The 16,370-nt window shown below is 47.9% G+C and carries 9 protein-coding genes and 10 pseudogenes; 14 read left to right on the plus strand and 5 right to left on the minus strand.

Translation table 11 applies throughout. From position 1 onward, the window contains the following. Both BEB54_RS29150 and BEB54_RS24585 read left to right on the plus strand, forming a co-directional pair. Positions 1–77: pseudogene (locus tag BEB54_RS29150) on the plus strand (DUF1380 family protein); the annotation flags it as partial. Then, a pseudogene (locus tag BEB54_RS24585) lies at positions 66–233 on the plus strand (post-segregation killing protein PndC); the annotation flags it as partial. The pseudogenes BEB54_RS29150 and BEB54_RS24585, both read left to right, overlap by 12 nt. Before the next feature lie 7 nt (positions 234–240). Here BEB54_RS24585 and BEB54_RS24590 read toward each other — a convergent pair. Further along, positions 241–1,145 (minus strand): annotated as a pseudogene (locus BEB54_RS24590) (IS3-like element ISEc31 family transposase); the annotation flags it as partial. Here BEB54_RS24590 and BEB54_RS29500 point away from each other — a divergent pair. Next, positions 1,133–1,213 (plus strand): annotated as a pseudogene (locus BEB54_RS29500) (hypothetical protein); the annotation flags it as partial. The pseudogenes BEB54_RS24590 and BEB54_RS29500 sit on opposite strands and share 13 nt — an antisense overlap. Next, a pseudogene (locus tag BEB54_RS24595) lies at positions 1,210–2,362 on the plus strand (IS30-like element IS30 family transposase). The pseudogenes BEB54_RS29500 and BEB54_RS24595, both read left to right, overlap by 4 nt. Before the next feature lie 12 nt (positions 2,363–2,374). Here BEB54_RS24595 and BEB54_RS24600 read toward each other — a convergent pair. After that, a pseudogene (locus tag BEB54_RS24600) lies at positions 2,375–2,676 on the minus strand (transposase); the annotation flags it as partial. Between the two features lie 196 nt (positions 2,677–2,872). Here BEB54_RS24600 and BEB54_RS24605 point away from each other — a divergent pair. Further along, positions 2,873–3,374: pseudogene (locus BEB54_RS24605) on the plus strand (thermonuclease family protein). A gap of 379 nt (positions 3,375–3,753) precedes the next feature. After that, positions 3,754–7,653, plus strand: a complete 3,900-nt coding sequence (gene espP / locus BEB54_RS24610; RefSeq protein ID WP_032285364.1) for a serine protease autotransporter EspP — start codon at positions 3,754–3,756, stop codon at positions 7,651–7,653. Between the two features lie 162 nt (positions 7,654–7,815). On the opposite strand, the gene BEB54_RS24615 is transcribed toward espP, so the two are convergent. Then, positions 7,816–7,977, minus strand: coding sequence for a hypothetical protein (locus BEB54_RS24615; RefSeq protein WP_001317521.1), 162 nt, complete (start codon positions 7,975–7,977; stop codon positions 7,816–7,818). Between the two features lie 181 nt (positions 7,978–8,158). On the opposite strand from BEB54_RS24615, the pseudogene BEB54_RS29045 reads away from it, so the two are divergent. After that, a pseudogene (locus BEB54_RS29045) lies at positions 8,159–8,420 on the plus strand (hypothetical protein); the annotation flags it as partial. A 33-nt stretch (positions 8,421–8,453) separates the two neighbouring features. Here the strand turns inward: BEB54_RS29045 and BEB54_RS24630 are convergent. Next, a pseudogene (locus tag BEB54_RS24630) lies at positions 8,454–8,627 on the minus strand (integrase core domain-containing protein); the annotation flags it as partial. Between the two features lie 83 nt (positions 8,628–8,710). On the opposite strand from BEB54_RS24630, the gene tnpA reads away from it, so the two are divergent. The 3 genes and pseudogenes from tnpA (at position 8,711) to tnpC (ending at position 11,151) form a co-directional block, all read left to right on the plus strand. Next, positions 8,711–9,136 (plus strand): IS66-like element accessory protein TnpA, encoded by a 426-nt coding sequence (gene tnpA, locus BEB54_RS24635; RefSeq protein ID WP_032285361.1) that lies wholly within the window; start codon positions 8,711–8,713, stop codon positions 9,134–9,136. Further along, positions 9,133–9,483, plus strand: coding sequence for an IS66 family insertion sequence element accessory protein TnpB (tnpB, locus tag BEB54_RS24640; RefSeq protein ID WP_000624722.1), 351 nt, complete (start codon positions 9,133–9,135; stop codon positions 9,481–9,483). Before tnpA ends, tnpB begins: the two co-directional genes overlap by 4 nt. Before the next feature lie 30 nt (positions 9,484–9,513). After that, a pseudogene (gene tnpC, locus BEB54_RS24645) lies at positions 9,514–11,151 on the plus strand (IS66 family transposase). 94 nt (positions 11,152–11,245) lie between these two features. On the opposite strand, the gene BEB54_RS24650 reads toward tnpC, so the two are convergent. Further along, positions 11,246–11,434: a FaeA/PapI family transcriptional regulator gene (locus tag BEB54_RS24650; RefSeq protein WP_032285360.1), complete on the minus strand. Its 189-nt coding sequence runs from the start codon at positions 11,432–11,434 to the stop codon at positions 11,246–11,248. A gap of 542 nt (positions 11,435–11,976) precedes the next feature. On the opposite strand from BEB54_RS24650, the gene BEB54_RS24655 reads away from it, so the two are divergent. The 4 genes from BEB54_RS24655 to afaD all read left to right on the plus strand — a co-directional run bounded on the left by BEB54_RS24655 (position 11,977) and on the right by afaD (position 16,358). Further along, positions 11,977–12,321 carry an adhesin biosynthesis transcription regulatory family protein gene (locus BEB54_RS24655; protein ID WP_001323645.1) on the plus strand — a complete coding sequence of 115 codons (345 nt, stop codon included), beginning with the start codon at positions 11,977–11,979 and terminating at the stop codon, positions 12,319–12,321. Between the two features lie 77 nt (positions 12,322–12,398). Then, positions 12,399–13,166 carry a fimbria/pilus periplasmic chaperone gene (locus BEB54_RS24660; RefSeq protein WP_032285359.1) on the plus strand — a complete coding sequence of 256 codons (768 nt, stop codon included), beginning with the start codon at positions 12,399–12,401 and terminating at the stop codon, positions 13,164–13,166. Positions 13,167–13,334: 168 nt separating this feature from the next. After that, entirely contained in the window at positions 13,335–15,923 is a 2,589-nt protein-coding gene (locus BEB54_RS24665) for a fimbria/pilus outer membrane usher protein (protein ID WP_272897254.1), read from the plus strand. Positions 15,924–15,938: 15 nt separating this feature from the next. After that, positions 15,939–16,358: an AfaD family invasin gene (afaD, locus tag BEB54_RS24670; RefSeq protein ID WP_032285358.1), complete on the plus strand. Its 420-nt coding sequence runs from the start codon at positions 15,939–15,941 to the stop codon at positions 16,356–16,358. Positions 16,359–16,370: the final 12 nt, after the last annotated feature.

Genomic DNA, 16,370 nt, shown 5'->3' on the forward strand with positions numbered 1-16,370 from the left:
GCCTGGAGGACATCCCGGAAGACCAGCGAATTGAGTCCGGTATTTCTTCCGCCGCGGCGATGGAGATTATCAGCAACAGCACGATTTCCGTTTTTTGCCGCGACGGGGTGTTCCGTACCGTTTACTGCCACCTGCACGGGGAGCCGACCTGGAACGGTCGCATCCTGCATACCCACTATGCCACCGGGCAGCAGGCCGAAGCCCTGGTTGAACACGGAGATATCCGTTGCCTTGTAGTGGTCAAGTAATACTGGCCACGGTTTTACAGTAAAAATGGTATCTGTTCTCTGACTCTTCCGGCGTCAGCCCTCCGTTATAATGGTGAGGCCTGACGCTATTGTAATAATTCAGAATATAACTGCTGATTTGCTGCCGGGCCACGTCTTTGCCTGTGTAGCCATCGGTTGGCACCCATTCTGTTTTCAGACTGCGGAAGAAGCGTTCCATTGGACTGTTATCCCAGCAGTTTCCCCGTCGGCTGACACTTTGCTTTATCCTGTAACGCCAGAGAAGTTGTTGATATTTCAGTCCTGTATATTGACTTCCCTGGTCGCTATGGAACATGACGTCCCGCGGCTGACCACGCACCTCATACGCCATCCGCAGGGCACTGCTTATCAGGGCAGTATCGGCATTCGCTGACAGGCTCCAGCCGATAACCCTGCGGGCAAAAAGATCCATGACGACCGCCAGATAGCACCAGCGATTTCCTGCCCAGATATACGTAATATCTCCGCACCATACCCTATCTGGCTCGGGCACAGCGAACTGGCGCTCAAGCAGATTCGGCAGACAGGTATGTTCCTGACGAGCATTTTTGTACTGATGTTTTCCGGGCTGACAACTGCTCAGGTTCAGATATTTCATCAGACGCCCGGCACGGTAACGGCTCATCGGGACGCCGTTTTGGGTCAGCATTTCAGCCAGCGTGCGCGCCCCCGCAGGCCCCTACTTTGGTTCCACGCCCGGCGTATTTCGCTGCACAACCTGACTCGCGCCGGATTAACCGTATCGCGTCGTTTTCGCCAGTACCGGTAACTGCTGCGGTGTATTTCCAGAGCAGAACAGAGGCTGACAACTGAGTGGCTGTCACTCAGTCTGGCAACTATCGTGAACCGTTCAGCGAGTCGGACATCAAGAGCGCGGTTGTAGATTCAATTGGTCAACGCAACAGTTATGTGAAAACATGGGGTTGCGGAGGTTTTTTGAATGAGACGAACATTTACAGCAGAGGAAAAAGCCTCTATTTTTGAACTATGGAAGAACGGAACAGGCTTCAGTGAAATAGCGAATATCCTGGGTTCAAAACCCGGAACGATCTTCACTATGTTAAGGGATACTGGCGGCATAAAACCCCATGAGCGTAAGCGGGCTGTAGCTCACCTGACACTGTCTGAGCGCGAGGAGATACGAGCTGGTTTGTCAGCCAAAATGAGCATTCGTGACAATAGCTACTGCGCTGAATCGCAGTCCTTCGACGATCTCACGTGAAGTTCAGCGTAATCGGGGCAGACGCTATTACAAAGCTGTTGATGCTAATAACCGAGCCAACAGAATGGCGAAAAGGCCAAAACCGTGCTTACTGGATCAAAATTTACCATTGCGAAAGCTTGTTCTGGAAAAGCTGGAGATGAAATGGTCTCCAGAGCAAATATCAGGATGGTTAAGGCGAACAAAACCACGTCAAAAAACGCTGCGAATATCACCTGAGACAATTTATAAAACGCTGTACTTTCGTAGCCGTGAAGCGCTACACCACCTGAATATACAGCATCTGCGACGGTCGCATAGCCTTCGCCATGGCAGGCGTCATACCCGCAAAGGCGAAAGAGGTACGATTAACATAGTGAACGGAACACCAATTCACGAACGTTCCCGAAATATCGATAACAGACGCTCTCTGGGGCATTGGGAGGGCGATTTAGTCTCAGGTACAAAAAACTCTCATATAGCCACACTTGTAGACCGAAAATCACGTTATACGATCATCCTTAGACTCAGGGGCAAAGATTCTGTCTCAGTAAATCAGGCTCTTACCGACAAATTCCTGAGTTTACCGTCAGAACTCAGAAAATCGCTGACATGGGACAGAGGAATGGAACTGGCCAGACATCTAGAATTTACTGTCAGCACCGGCGTTAAAGTTTACTTCTGCGATCCTCAGAGTCCTTGGCAGCGGGGAACAAATGAGAACACAAATGGGCTAATTCGGCAGTACTTTCCTAAAAAGACATGTCTTGCCCAATATACTCAACATGAACTAGATCTGGTTGCTGCTCAGCTAAACAACAGACCGAGAAAGACACTGAAGTTCAAAACACCGAAAGAGATAATTGAAAGGGGTGTTGCATTGACAGATTGAATCTACAGTAGCCTTTTTTAATATCGTATTTTGTTCCTCCAGGCGGCGAACCTGCTTTTCCAGTTCGCGGATACGTTGCTGGTCTGGAGTAATAGGTGTGGCAGAGGGCGCAATCCCCTGACGCTCTCGCCTGAGCTGGCGTACCCAGCTCTCAAGCGTGGTAGAACCGACATTCATCGCCTCACTGGCTTGTCGATACGAATAGCCCTTATCAACAATCAGCTGTGCACATTCCAGCCTGAACTCAGGGGTGAAAGTACGTTTGGTTTTCTTGTTCATAAGTCACCTGTTTTGTGTTGAGGTGAGAATATCACCTTTAATCAGGTGGCCAAATTTACTGTGCCACTACAATATCGCCACCAGATATCTGTTGTTTACCCAGACACAGTGATTAGCCTACAGGAATAAATATCCTCCGTGAAGTCAGGTGCCTCAGAAGATAAAAACATGTATTTTTTCAACGCATAATATTAACGTCATCCCCATAAAAATAAATCAGGAAAATATAAAATGATAAAATATATATTCGCACTCACTCTTCTGCTTTCCGGTTCTGTCTGTGCCGTTCAAATTCAGGGACTCGTTATTCGTGTGCTGGACGGTGATACTCTGGAGATATTACAGGCCCGGCACCCCGTGAGGATTCGTCTTGTGAATATTGATGCGCCGGAAAAGAAACAGCCTTTTGGACGCTGGTCAATGAATCAACTTAAAAGCCTTGTGGCAAATATGCCCGTAACCGTGACATACACACAGACAGACCGCTACGGGCGTATTCTGGGACGGGTATATACCGAAGACGGCATGGAAGTTAACCGCTGGCTGGTACAGCATGGTGCAGCCTGGGTATATCCTGATTTCAACACAGATTACACCCTGCCGGCATACCAGAGAGGCCAGAACAATGAAGCGGGGTCTGTGGGCAGATAAAAAACCTGTTCCTCCATGGCTGTGGCGAAAAGAAAATAAAAATGACAACAAACAGTGCATAAATATTGAATACATTTACTGAGCATGCAAAAGAAAAAGACAAACTAATCCCGGCCTTTCACAGAATTTCCTCTATCTGAGGCTGAGTTGACAACCTGCTCACCCATGAAATAGTAACACACGAAAACATAAAGAGATTCTGATAAACAATCTCAATACATATTCTTCATCTTTCACTGCATCTCACTTCTTTAACAGGAATTATTATTATCTACGCCTCCTCCTTTCATGTATCCCTCATGAATGATTAAGATAAACATACTGTGTTTGTTATCCGTATGATAACAAACACATAAAAGAGTAAACATTTATCTGGACGATGATTATAATGTTCACGACTGTCAGAGACACACCTCTGATACATTAGAAAAACCAATGTTTCCCTTAAAAATGGAGCTTATATGAATAAAATATACTCTCTTAAATACAGCCATATTACAGGAGGGTTAATCGCTGTTTCTGAATTATCCGGCAGAGTATCATCAAGAGCAACTGGTAAGAAAAAACACAAACGCATACTTGCATTATGTTTTTTAGGCTTATTACCATCCTCATATTCTTTTGCGTCACAGATGGATATTTCAAATTTCTACATCCGTGACTATATGGATTTTGCACAGAACAAGGGCATATTTCAGGCTGGCGCAACAAATATTGAAATAGTGAAGAAAGATGGCTCCACCCTGAAACTACCGGAAGTACCATTTCCTGACTTCTCACCGGTTGCAAACAAAGGGTCAACCACATCTATTGGTGGTGCATACAGTATCACAGCCACACACAATACGAAAAACCACCACTCAGTTGCGACTCAAAACTGGGGGAACAGCACGTACAAACAAACTGACTGGAATACTTCACATCCTGATTTTGCAGTATCCCGACTTGACAAATTTGTTGTTGAGACCCGAGGTGCGACTGAAGGTGCAGATATTTCGTTATCAAAACAGCAGGCACTTGAACGTTACGGGGTTAATTATAAAGGAGAAAAGAAACTTATCGCATTCAGAGCCGGCTCTGGTGTGGTATCCGTTAAAAAAAATGGACGCATAACTCCATTTAATGAGGTTTCTTATAAGCCAGAAATGTTAAATGGCTCTTTCGTTCACATTGATGACTGGAGTGGATGGCTGATATTAACCAACAACCAGTTTGATGAGTTTAATAACATTGCCTCTCAGGGTGACAGCGGTTCAGCACTGTTCGTCTATGATAACCAAAAGAAAAAGTGGGTTGTCGCTGGAACTGTCTGGGGGATTTATAATTACGCCAATGGCAAAAACCACGCAGCATACAGTAAATGGAACCAGACAACCATTGACAACCTGAAGAACAAGTATTCTTACAACGTGGATATGTCAGGAGCTCAGGTTGCAACCATTGAAAATGGAAAACTGACAGGCACTGGCTCAGACACCACCGATATAAAAAATAAGGACTTAATATTTACTGGCGGTGGAGATATCCTCCTGAAATCCTCTTTTGATAATGGTGCTGGCGGTCTTGTCTTTAATGATAAAAAGACCTATCGAGTAAACGGGGATGATTTCACCTTTAAAGGTGCCGGTGTTGATACAAGAAACGGCAGCACCGTTGAGTGGAATATCCGGTATGATAATAAAGACAACCTTCACAAAATTGGTGATGGCACATTAGATGTCCGAAAAACCCAGAACACCAACCTGAAAACAGGTGAGGGTCTTGTCATTCTTGGCGCTGAAAAAACATTCAATAATATCTACATAACCAGTGGTGATGGAACTGTCCGACTGAATGCAGAAAATGCACTGTCTGGCGGTGAGTACAACGGTATTTTCTTTGCAAAAAATGGCGGAACTCTTGACCTGAACGGATATAATCAGTCTTTCAATAAAATTGCTGCAACTGATTCAGGTGCTGTAATAACCAATACGTCAACCAAAAAATCCATTTTATCCCTGAATAATACTGCTGACTATATCTATCACGGCAACATAAACGGGAATCTGGACGTACTTCAGCATCATGAGACGAAAAAAGAGAACCGTCGTCTTATTCTTGATGGGGGCGTGGACACAACAAATGATATAAGCCTGCGTAATACACAACTGTCCATGCAGGGACATGCCACTGAACATGCCATTTATCGGGATGGTGCTTTCTCTTGTTCACTACCAGCTCCTATGCGCTTTTTGTGTGGCAGTGATTATGTTGCAGGAATGCAAAATACAGAAGCTGATGCTGTAAAACAAAACGGAAATGCCTATAAAACCAACAATGCTGTCTCTGATTTATCGCAGCCAGACTGGGAAACCGGAACATTCAGATTTGGGACGCTACATCTTGAAAATTCCGATTTTTCTGTTGGTCGTAATGCAAATGTAATCGGGGACATTCAGGCCAGTAAATCAAACATTACTATTGGTGACACTACAGCATATATTGATTTGCATGCTGGTAAAAATATTACCGGTGATGGTTTTGGCTTCCGCCAGAATATTGTGCGTGGAAACTCACAAGGAGAAACGCTGTTTACAGGAGGGATCACAGCAGAAGACAGCACTATCGTTATTAAAGATAAAGCAAAAGCATTATTTTCAAATTATGTATACCTGCTGAACACAAAAGCAACCATAGAGAAAGGTGCTGATGTGACAACTCAAAGTGGTATGTTCTCCACAAGCGATATCAGCGTCTCTGGTAATCTGTCCATGACAGGCAATCCCGACAAAGACAATAAATTCGAGCCCTCAATATATCTGAATGATGCTTCTTATCTACTGACTGACGACTCCGCCAGACTCGTTGCCAAAAATAAAGCATCTGTGGTGGGAGATATACACTCCACTAAAAGTGCATCCATCATGTTTGGTCATGATGAAAGCGACCTCTCGCAGTTGTCTGACAGAACCTCAAAAGGGCTTGCACTTGGTCTTTTAGGTGGCTTTGATGTCTCATATCGCGGTTCAGTCAATGCCCCGTCAGCATCTGCCACTATGAACAACACCTGGTGGCAACTAACCGGAGATTCTGCGCTGAAAACACTGAAAAGTACAAACAGCATGGTCTATTTTACTGACAGCGCAAACAATAAGAAATTCCATACGCTGACGGTCGATGAGCTGGCAACCAGCAACAGCGCCTATGCGATGCGTACGGACCTGAAAAATTCGGATAAGCTGGTAGTAAACAAAAAGCTGTCAGGTAAGGACAATATTCTGTTGGTTGATTTTCTGAACAAACCCTCCGGAGAAAAACTGGATATTGAACTGGTGAGTGCACCGGGGAACAGCAGTAAAGATGTCTTTAAAGGAAGTGAACAGGCGATAGGTTTCAGTAATGTAACGCCGGTCATTACAACCCGGGAAACCGATGACAAAATAACATGGTCACTGACAGGCTATAACACGGTTGCAAACAAGGAAGCAACCCGGAATGCCGCCGCCCTGTTCTCTGTTGACTATAAAGCGTTTCTGAACGAGGTCAACAACCTGAACAAACGTATGGGGGACCTGCGTGACATCAACGGCGAAGCCGGTGCATGGGCACGCATCATGAGCGGTACCGGCTCTGCCAGTGGTGGTTTCAGTGACAACTACACGCACGTTCAGGTCGGGGTCGACAAAAAACATGAGCTGGACGGACTGGATTTGTTTACCGGTTTCACTGTCACACACACTGACAGCAGTGCCTCCGCCGATGTTTTCAGCGGTAAAACGAAGTCTGTGGGGGCTGGCCTGTATGCTTCCGCCATGTTTGATTCCGGTGCCTATATCGACCTGATTGGCAAGTATGTTCACCATGATAATGAGTACACTGCAACCTTTGCCGGACTCGGAACCCGTGATTACAGCACGCATTCATGGTATGCCGGTGCAGAAGCGGGCTATCGCTATCATGTCACTGAGGATACCTGGATTGAGCCACAGGCTGAGCTGGTTTACGGTTCTGTATCCGGTAAACAGTTTGCATGGAAGGACCAGGGAATGCATCTGTCCATGAAGGACAAGGACTACAATCCGCTGATTGGCCGAACGGGTGTGGATGTGGGTAAATCCTTCTCTGGTAAGGACTGGAAAGTGACAGCCCGTGCCGGTCTGGGCTACCAGTTCGACCTGCTGGCTAACGGCGAAACCGTATTGCGGGATGCATCTGGTGAAAAACGCATCAAAGGTGAAAAGGACAGCCGTATGCTGATGTCCGTTGGCCTGAATGCAGAAATCAGGGATAACGTCCGCTTTGGACTGGAGTTTGAGAAATCCGCCTTTGGTAAGTACAACGTTGATAATGCAGTCAACGCTAACTTCCGTTACTCGTTCTGATACTCCGTATTCAAAAGGGCCTGCGGGGCCTTTACGCTCAGTGCCTGCCGCCCTGATATGTCTGAGGGACATTTCCGGGATGTCAGACGACTGGTTTACTTAACTGCGATGACTAAAGCTGGCAGTAATGCCGGCTTTTTTACGGCCACATACGTCTTCCTCTCATCCGGAACTGTGATACAAATCCTGCATACAGGATTGACCGCCGGTTCCTGCAAATGGCACATTTTCAGTAAGATAGCGAAGGTTACATTCCCCCGTCATGTGTGGCACAGCTGTCACCGGGAAAGAAACGGAAAGCACATGAAAAACATCAAAACTCACACCGGACTCCTTATCCACAAAGAACAAACGCGGCGCGTTCGTCTTCATGAAACACCCACAGCCTGGTGCCACACGTACCGGGAATGCTACAGCAAAACGACCGGTCGCCGCTGCGGCAGCCCTGACAGTCTCAGCAGGCTGATTCTGAGCAGCATTCAGCCCATAGAATGAGATAACCCCTATGAATGATGGCAGACAGACGCCTCCGTCGGAAAATCCGGTTTCTGGCGAACGGTACACCCGGCACATGGTTTTACACCGATGACGCAGCCGTCACAAAAGAGTGGCTGCGGGCACATTGTGACGATGTGGAAGTGATCCCCCTGTGCCGTATGCATGACGGTCCCGTTTTCCGGGAACACCATATTAATGAGCTCAGCGCCGTACTGGCCAGAATGCTCCATATGCACCACATACTGCTGGAACGAACCCGGTACAGAGAAAAGTGATCCTACCCACGTAATATGGACACAGGCCTAAGCGAGGTTCTGGTTTTCAAATTGTTCCGGACTGAGGCCGCTACACCAACTGTGCCGCCGCCACCGATTGTAATCACATTCGATATAATTAAACACCGTTGCCCGCATTATTTCCCGGCTGATAAAGTGTTCTCCATGGATACATTCCACTTTCAGCGAATGAAAGAAGGTAAGCGTAAACTGACCGCCGTATGTAGCCATCAGACGAGAATTGGTAACTTAGACGCCCATCTGATATAGACGGACATCTAAGTATGGAATTACAGGACTGGCGAAAAGAACCTCGTAAAAACTATTCGAATGAATTCAAACTTCGTATGGTGGAACTGGCATCACAACCTGGAGCTTGTGTTGCACAGATTGCACGTGAAAATGGCGTCAATGATAATGTTATTTTCAAATGGCTCAGGCTCTGGCAGAACGAAGGGCGTGTTTCGCGGCGTCTTCCGGTAACGACCTCTTCTGACACTTGCGTTGAATTATTACCTGTAGAAATAACGCCGGATGAGCAGAAAGAACCTGTGGCGGCCATTGCGCCGTCTTTATCCACTTCCACTCAGACCAGAGTCAGTGCCAGTTCCTGCAAGGTGGAATTCCGTCACGGTAACATGACGCTGGAAAATCCATCGCCAGAGCTGCTCACGGTGTTGATCCGTGAACTGACCGGGAGGGGAAGATGATCTCACTCCCATCAGGTACCCGTATCTGGCTCGTTGCCGGCGTTACCGATATGCGTAAATCCTTCAACGGACTGGGAGAACAGGTACAACATGTGCTGAATGATAATCCCTTCTCCGGTCACCTGTTTATCTTCCGTGGCCGACGGGGTGACACCGTCAAAATTCTTTGGGCTGATGCTGATGGTCTGTGCCTGTTCACCAAACGCCTGGAGGAAGGCCAGTTTATCTGGCCTGCGGTACGTGACGGCAAGGTATCCATTACCCGCTCGCAACTGGCAATGCTCCTCGATAAGCTGGACTGGCGTCAGCCAAAAACATCCAGCCGTAACTCACTGACAATGTTGTAAAAAACTCCTGACCGCATTATAAAAACGGTCATGAGTCAGAAATACCTCATTCGCATCGCAGAGCTGGAAAGGTTGCTCTCTGAGCAGGCTGAAGCCCTCCGTCAGAAAGACCAGCAACTGAGTCTGGTTGAAGAGACGGAAGCCTTCCTGCGCTCTGCACTGACACGTGCCGAAGAAAAGATCGAAGAAGATGAACGGGAAATAGAACATCTGCGGGCTCAGATAGAAAAACTGCGCCGGATGCTGTTCGGTACCCGTTCTGAAAAACTGCGTCGTGAAGTTGAACTGGCTGAGGCTCTGCTGAAACAACGTGAACAGGACAGCGATCGTTACAGTGGGCGGGAAGACGATCCTCAGGTTCCCCGCCAGTTGCGACAGTCGCGCCATCGTCGTCCGTTACCGGCACACCTTCCCCGTGAAATACACCGCCTGTAGCCAGAAGAAAGCTGTTGCCCGGAGTGTGGCGGTGAGCTGGATTATCTGGGAGAAGTCAGCACTGAACAGCTGGAACTGGTGAGCAGTGCCCTGAAAGTGATCCGCACAGAACGGGTAAAAAAAGCCTGTACAAAATGTGACTGTATTGTTGAAGCACCGGCGCCGTCCCGCCCGATAGAGCGTGGTATCGCGGGCCCCGGATTACTTGCCCGCGTGTTAACGGGAAAATACTGCGAACATCTGCCACTGTATCGTCAGAGTGAAATCTTTGCCCGCCAGGGTGTCGAACTGAGCCGGGCCTTACTCTCCAACTGGGTTGACGCGTGCTGCCAGTTAATGACACCGGTGAATGATGCCCTGTACCGTTATGTGATGAATACCCGCAAGCTTCACACTGACGACACACCGGTAAAGGTACTGGCACCGGGCCTGAAAAAGACGAAAACAGGGCGCATCTGGACGTATGTCCGGGATGATCGCAATGCGGGTTCGTCATCTCCTCCGGCGGTCTGGTTCGCGTACTCATCGAACCGGCAGGGGAAACACCCGGAGCAACACCTCCGCCCCTTCCGGGGTATCCTGCAGGCGGATGCGTTCACAGGTTATGACAGGCTGTTCAGTGCAGAACGTGAAGGTAGTGCGCTGACAGAAGTTGCGTGCTGGGCTCATGCCCGGAGAAAAATCCACGATGTATACATCAGCAGCAAAAGTACGACGGCAGAAGAAGCTCTGAAGCGAATCAGTGAACTGTACGCCATCGAGGATGAAATACGGGGCTTACCGGAGTCTGAACGTCTTGCACCCAGGCAGCAGCGAAGCAAAGCGTTACTGACGTCGCTGCATGAATGGATGGTGGAGAAGAATGGCACGTTGTCGAAAAAATCCAGACTGGGCGAAGCGTTCAGCTATGTCCTGAATCAGTGGGACGGCCTCTGTTATTACAGTGATGACGGTCTGGCGGAGGTGGACAATAACACAGCGGAAAGAGCGCTTCGTGCAGTCTGTCTCGGAAAGAAAAATTACGTGTTCTTCGGTAGCGATCACGGCGGCGAGCGTGGAGCACTGCTGTACGGGCTGATCGGCACCTGCCGTCTGAACGGTATCGATCCGGAAGCGTATCTGCGCCATATCCTGAGCGTACTGCCGGAATGGCCTTCCAGCCGTGTTGATGAACTCCTGCTGCATATTAGCATGGAGGTGTTCGGTGAGTGCCGGACGACGTATTCTCTGTAATAATTCTTACACCTGCGAAATGGCATGGTTCATCGTCTGACAACCCGGGAAAACCGTTGACCATTTTTATATTTCAGGCACAGATATTTTCCCGTCACGAATTCATTTCCCATAAGGTACTGGCACCTCTCCTTACCGGCGAGCGTTTTATCTTTCCCTCCTTTTCGAGAGTCATCAGGTAATATCTGGCCTGATAGGCACTCAGCCCAAAATGTATGGCAATTTCTGTTGTCCGGCACGGAGTTTTCAGCTCCGTGAGGAACGTCAGTATATTGTCTTTCATATTCTGTTAATTCCCGTGTGGACCTGAATATCGTGCATGGTATATCAAACCATACGAACTCTTGTCGTTGTTAATTTCAGCCATGTAAAGCCATCAGAGCTGGCAGCTGACGTATATAATACAACGATTATTTTCTGCCGGAAGAAGAAAATCCCACAGTCATTTTTCTGTCCGCTTTTGTTTCCCCCGGTAATATTTTTACCCTCCTGTAATTTCATGTATTTAATTAAATTATGTAAATCATTTTTTGATTAATGTCCAGAAAATAAGATATTTTCATATTGTTATGTAATATCAGAAATTATGTATAAAACGATCTTTTTATCTGTATTTTATATGATTTCTGGATTTTAGTGCTGTGTTTTTGTACTGGAGCAGTGTTGTAAGCTGTTTAATTGTTGTTATTTGGTTAAAAAGATCGTCAATAATCATATTTGCAGCATTAAACTCCATGGTAATATTGGTGGCGAGGCAGGGGATTACCGGTGTTCATTCCGGCTCTGATGCTGAGAGTTTGTTTCCCTGTCAGAGTAAACGGGGTTATGAATTCGGAGGTTTGTTTGCATCTGGTGAAAGAGCGGTCCGGGATTCTGCTGCCCGGGGAAGTATCAGAAAGGCATTTCTGGTTATTGATTGAAATATCCGGGATGCACAGTGAGAAAGTGATTAATGCGCTCAGGGAGCATCTTGTTATGGGATATACCCGCAGGGAGGCCTGTGAGCAGCACGGTGTTTCTCAGGGGTATTTATCAGGAGCGCTGGTTCGGATTCAGCACCTCAGTCAGACGGTGAATAATCTGCTTCCTTATTATGTTTCTGGTTTGGCAATGAACCATGAAGAGGAGGGTGATCGGTCAGTAAAGCGTGGTGGTGACTGGCGGGTCTGAGGGGATACTGGTGACAGCTGTCGGGCGGTTGCTATTAACATATTTATAAAAGGTTTATTTGCCTTCAGGATAAAATAATGAAAATCAGACATCTTGCAGCGCTCGTTGGCATACTGGCGGGGTTGCCGGCTTCCGGCGTAATGGCAGCCGGAAACCAGGAAAGCACGAAGACTACGTCAAAGGTTTTTTCCCTGCATCTGGGGGCCACAAGGGTGATTTACAACCTGGATTCATCGGGGGCCTCACTGACGGTAATGAATGACCTGGATTATCCGATGTTGGTTCAGTCAGAGGTGCTGGCAGAGAATCAGAAGGACCCGGCCCCCTTTGTGGTGACGCCGCCGCTTTTCCGTCTGGATGCACTTCAGTCGAGCCGTTTGCGAATTGTCCGTACCGGGGGTGTTTTTCCTGAGGACCGTGAGAGTCTGCAGTGGCTTTGTGTGAAAGGCATTCCGCCAAAGCATGATGACCGATGGGCAGAAGAGAAAGGTGCTGATAAAAAGAAAGCTGACAAGGCAACCCTGCAGGTAAATCTTTCCGTCAGCAGTTGTGTGAAGCTGTTTGTTCGTCCGCCTGCGGTTAAAGGGCGTCCGGAGGATGCAGGCGGAAAAGTGGAGTGGACAAAATCAGGTAATAAACTGAAAGGGAATAACCCGACACCATTTTATATTAATATTTCAGAGCTGAGCGTTGGTGGGAAAGAGGTTAAGGAGCATCGTTATATTTCTCCGTACTCCTCTTACGAATATGAAATTCCTTCTGGTGCATCAGGAAAAGTCAGCTGGACAGTGATTACGGATTACGGCGGAAAGAGTAAGCCGTTTGAATCGGAATTAAAAAGCTGAAAGCCGGAATAAATATTAACGTCAGAGGCGGGCTTATTTGATTAACCCGGTTGAATATCTGAGCGTGTGTGAAATAAGTGTGTGTGAACAGGCGTGCAAACGCACAAATACGTGTGTATATCCTCCGGCATATGTAAATAAAAAGAAACCGTGGCTCAGGTGTGAATAATGCACAGGAATAAGTCATCTTCAGGTTTATCTTTATATTGCGTAAAAACAAAAATTACAGCGGTTGCTCTCTCTGTGATGGCGGCCTGTACCCTTCTTTACACCGGGAATACTGAGGCCCGCACATACTCCTTTGATGCTTCCATGCTTAAAGGTGGCGGAAAGGGGGTGGACCTGACGTTGTTTGAAGAAGGTGCCCAACTGCCCGGTATCTATCCGATTGATATTATCCTGAACGGTTCGCGGGTGGATTCGCGGGACATGGCGTTCCGTACGGAGAAAGATGCGGAGGGTAAGACTTATCTGAAAACCTGTCTGACCCGGGAAATGCTGGCCCACTATGGTGTCATGACGGAGGAATATCCGGAGTTGTTTCACGGGGATGACGGAAAGGAAGCTGACGCCTGTGCTGAGTTATCCGTTATTCCACAGGCCACGGAAACATACCAGTTTGCGTCACAGCAGTTGCTGCTGAGTATTCCTCAGGTGGCCCTGCGCCCGCCACTGAGGGGGATAGCGCCGGAGGCCTTATGGGATGATGGTATTCCTGCTTTTCTGCTGAACTGGCAGGCAAATACCAGTCGTTCAGAATATCGTGGATACGGGAAATCGGTTACTGACAATTACTGGGTCACTCTTGAGCCGGGCATTAATCTTGGTCCCTGGCGGGTGCGTAACCTGACAACTTGGAACAGGTCATCCGGTCAGCCGGGGCTGTGGGAGAGTGCCTATATTCGTGCGGAGCGGGGGATTAACAGTCTCAGAAGTCGTCTGACGCTGGGTGAGGATTACACGCCTTCAGACATTTTTGACAGTGTGCCGTTCCGTGGGGTGATGCTGGGGTCAGATGAGAGCATGGTGCCTTATAACCAGCGTGAATTTGCGCCGGTGGTCAGAGGTATTGCCCGGACCCAGGCCAGGATTGAGGTGCGCCAGAATGGTTATCTGATTGACAGCCGGACGGTGGCCCCGGGCGCATTTGCCCTGACGGACCTGCCGCTGACGGGGTCAGGTGGAGACCTTCAGGTAACGGTACAGGAATCTGATGGTACTGCTCAGGTGTTTACGGTGCCTTACACCACACCGGCCATTGCGCTTCGTGAGGGATATATGAAGTACAGCATTGCCGGGGGGGAGTACCGTTCTTCAGATGATGCTGTTGAGCATTCACCGCTGGGGCAGATGAGTGTCATGTATGGTCTGCCATGGGGGCTGACGGCCTTCGGGGGAGCACAGATGTCATCGCATTATCAGTCAGCGGCTCTGGGGCTGGGATGGTCAATGGGCAGACTGGGGGCGGTGTCGGTTGACGGCATTCATTCCCGCGGTCAGCAGAAGGGACGGGATACGGAGACGGGAGAGACATGGCGTCTGCGTTACAACAAGTCATTTGAACTTACGAATACAGATTTGACAGCGGCGAGATATCAGTATACGTCCTCAGGCTTCCACACATTGTCCGATGTGCTGAGTACATTTAGAAATGATAATTTTCGTGCATATAGTTATAGTGGGGACAGGAGTCGCCGGACAACATTACGCCTTAATCAGTATCTGGGATCTCTGGGGTATATGAGCTTTTACGGTAGCCGTGATGAGTTCCGTCATAACCGACAGAAGCAGGATTCTTTCGGCATGTCATATGGAACGTCATGGAAGAATATTTCGTGGTACGTTAATTGGTCACGTAACTATAGTACAAATGCATATTATCAGAGAGGGCATATAGAGGATAGTATCAATCTGTGGATGAATATTCCTCTGGGGCAGTGGATTGGGGGTAGAGATAACGATATTAATGTTACAACTCAAACGCAAAGAACTACGGGGCAGAATACTTGGTACGAAACCGGTTTGAATGGTCGCGCATTTGACCGTAGGTTGTATTGGGATGTGAGTGAGCGGATAGCTCCCGGAAGTGAAAATAATGTAGACAGTAGCCGACTGAATTTGAGGTGGTTTGGTACCTATGGTGAGTTGGCGGGGATGTACAGTTACAGCAGTTATATTCGCCAGATGAGTGCTGGTATATCAGGAGGTATGGTGCTCCACAATGAAGGTATCACTCTTGGTCAGAAAGGAGAGGATACGGTTGCTCTGGTTGTAGCACCTGGAGTTAATGGCGCTTCAGTTGGGAGTTTGCCTGGCGTTAGGACCGATACCAGAGGTTACACTCTTGTGAATCATGTATCTCCATACCAAGAAAATCTTATTACACTGGATCCGACAACTTTCCCGGAAAATGTGGAAGTATCACAGACAGATACTCGTGTTGTTCCTACAAAGGGAGCCGTGGTTCGGGCGAAGTTTATCACCCGAGTAGGGGGAAGAGCACTGATAACTCTGTCACGTAGTGACGGCTCTCGCCTGCCTTTTGGAGCTGTGGTGACAGAGGAAGGAAAGAAAGGTCAAATGCCTGGTGGGGTAGGGGTTGTGGGGGATAATGGAGAAGTGTATTTGAGCGGACTGGATGAAACCGGACAGTTGAAGGTTCAATGGGGGCGTAACAGTTCTTGCCGTGCAAATTATCGACTTCCAGAGGAGAAAGAAGCAACTGGTATTTTTCTGGTGCGCACTGTGTGTATGTGACCAAGGAGTACCCTGATGAAGAAAATACAGATAGTATGTAGTGGTATTGTACTGGTGGTTATATCCAGTCTGGCGCAGGCAGTTGAACTGAGTCTTAATACCAGTGATGGAAGGAGTGGCGAGTTAAAAGACGGTACGAAGGTGGCAACAGGAAGGATTATCTGCCGAGGCACCTATACAAGTTTTCATATCTGGATGAATAGCAGACAAATGGGAAATATTCCTGGTCACTATATTATACTGGGTAGACATGACAGTCATAATGAAATGCGGGTTAGGCTGGATGGCGCAGGATGGTTGCCATCGGTAAGTGATGGGCAAGGTATGGTCAGTACCGGGATACCTGAGCAGCATACATTTGATGTTGTGATTGACGGAAATCAGCGGCTTGGGCCTGATGAATATATATTATCAGTTAGCGGAGAATGCTCATAATATTCATAATTT

The organism is Escherichia sp. MOD1-EC6021 (genome assembly GCF_002965245.1).
Classification (GTDB): domain Bacteria; phylum Pseudomonadota; class Gammaproteobacteria; order Enterobacterales; family Enterobacteriaceae; genus Escherichia; species Escherichia coli_F.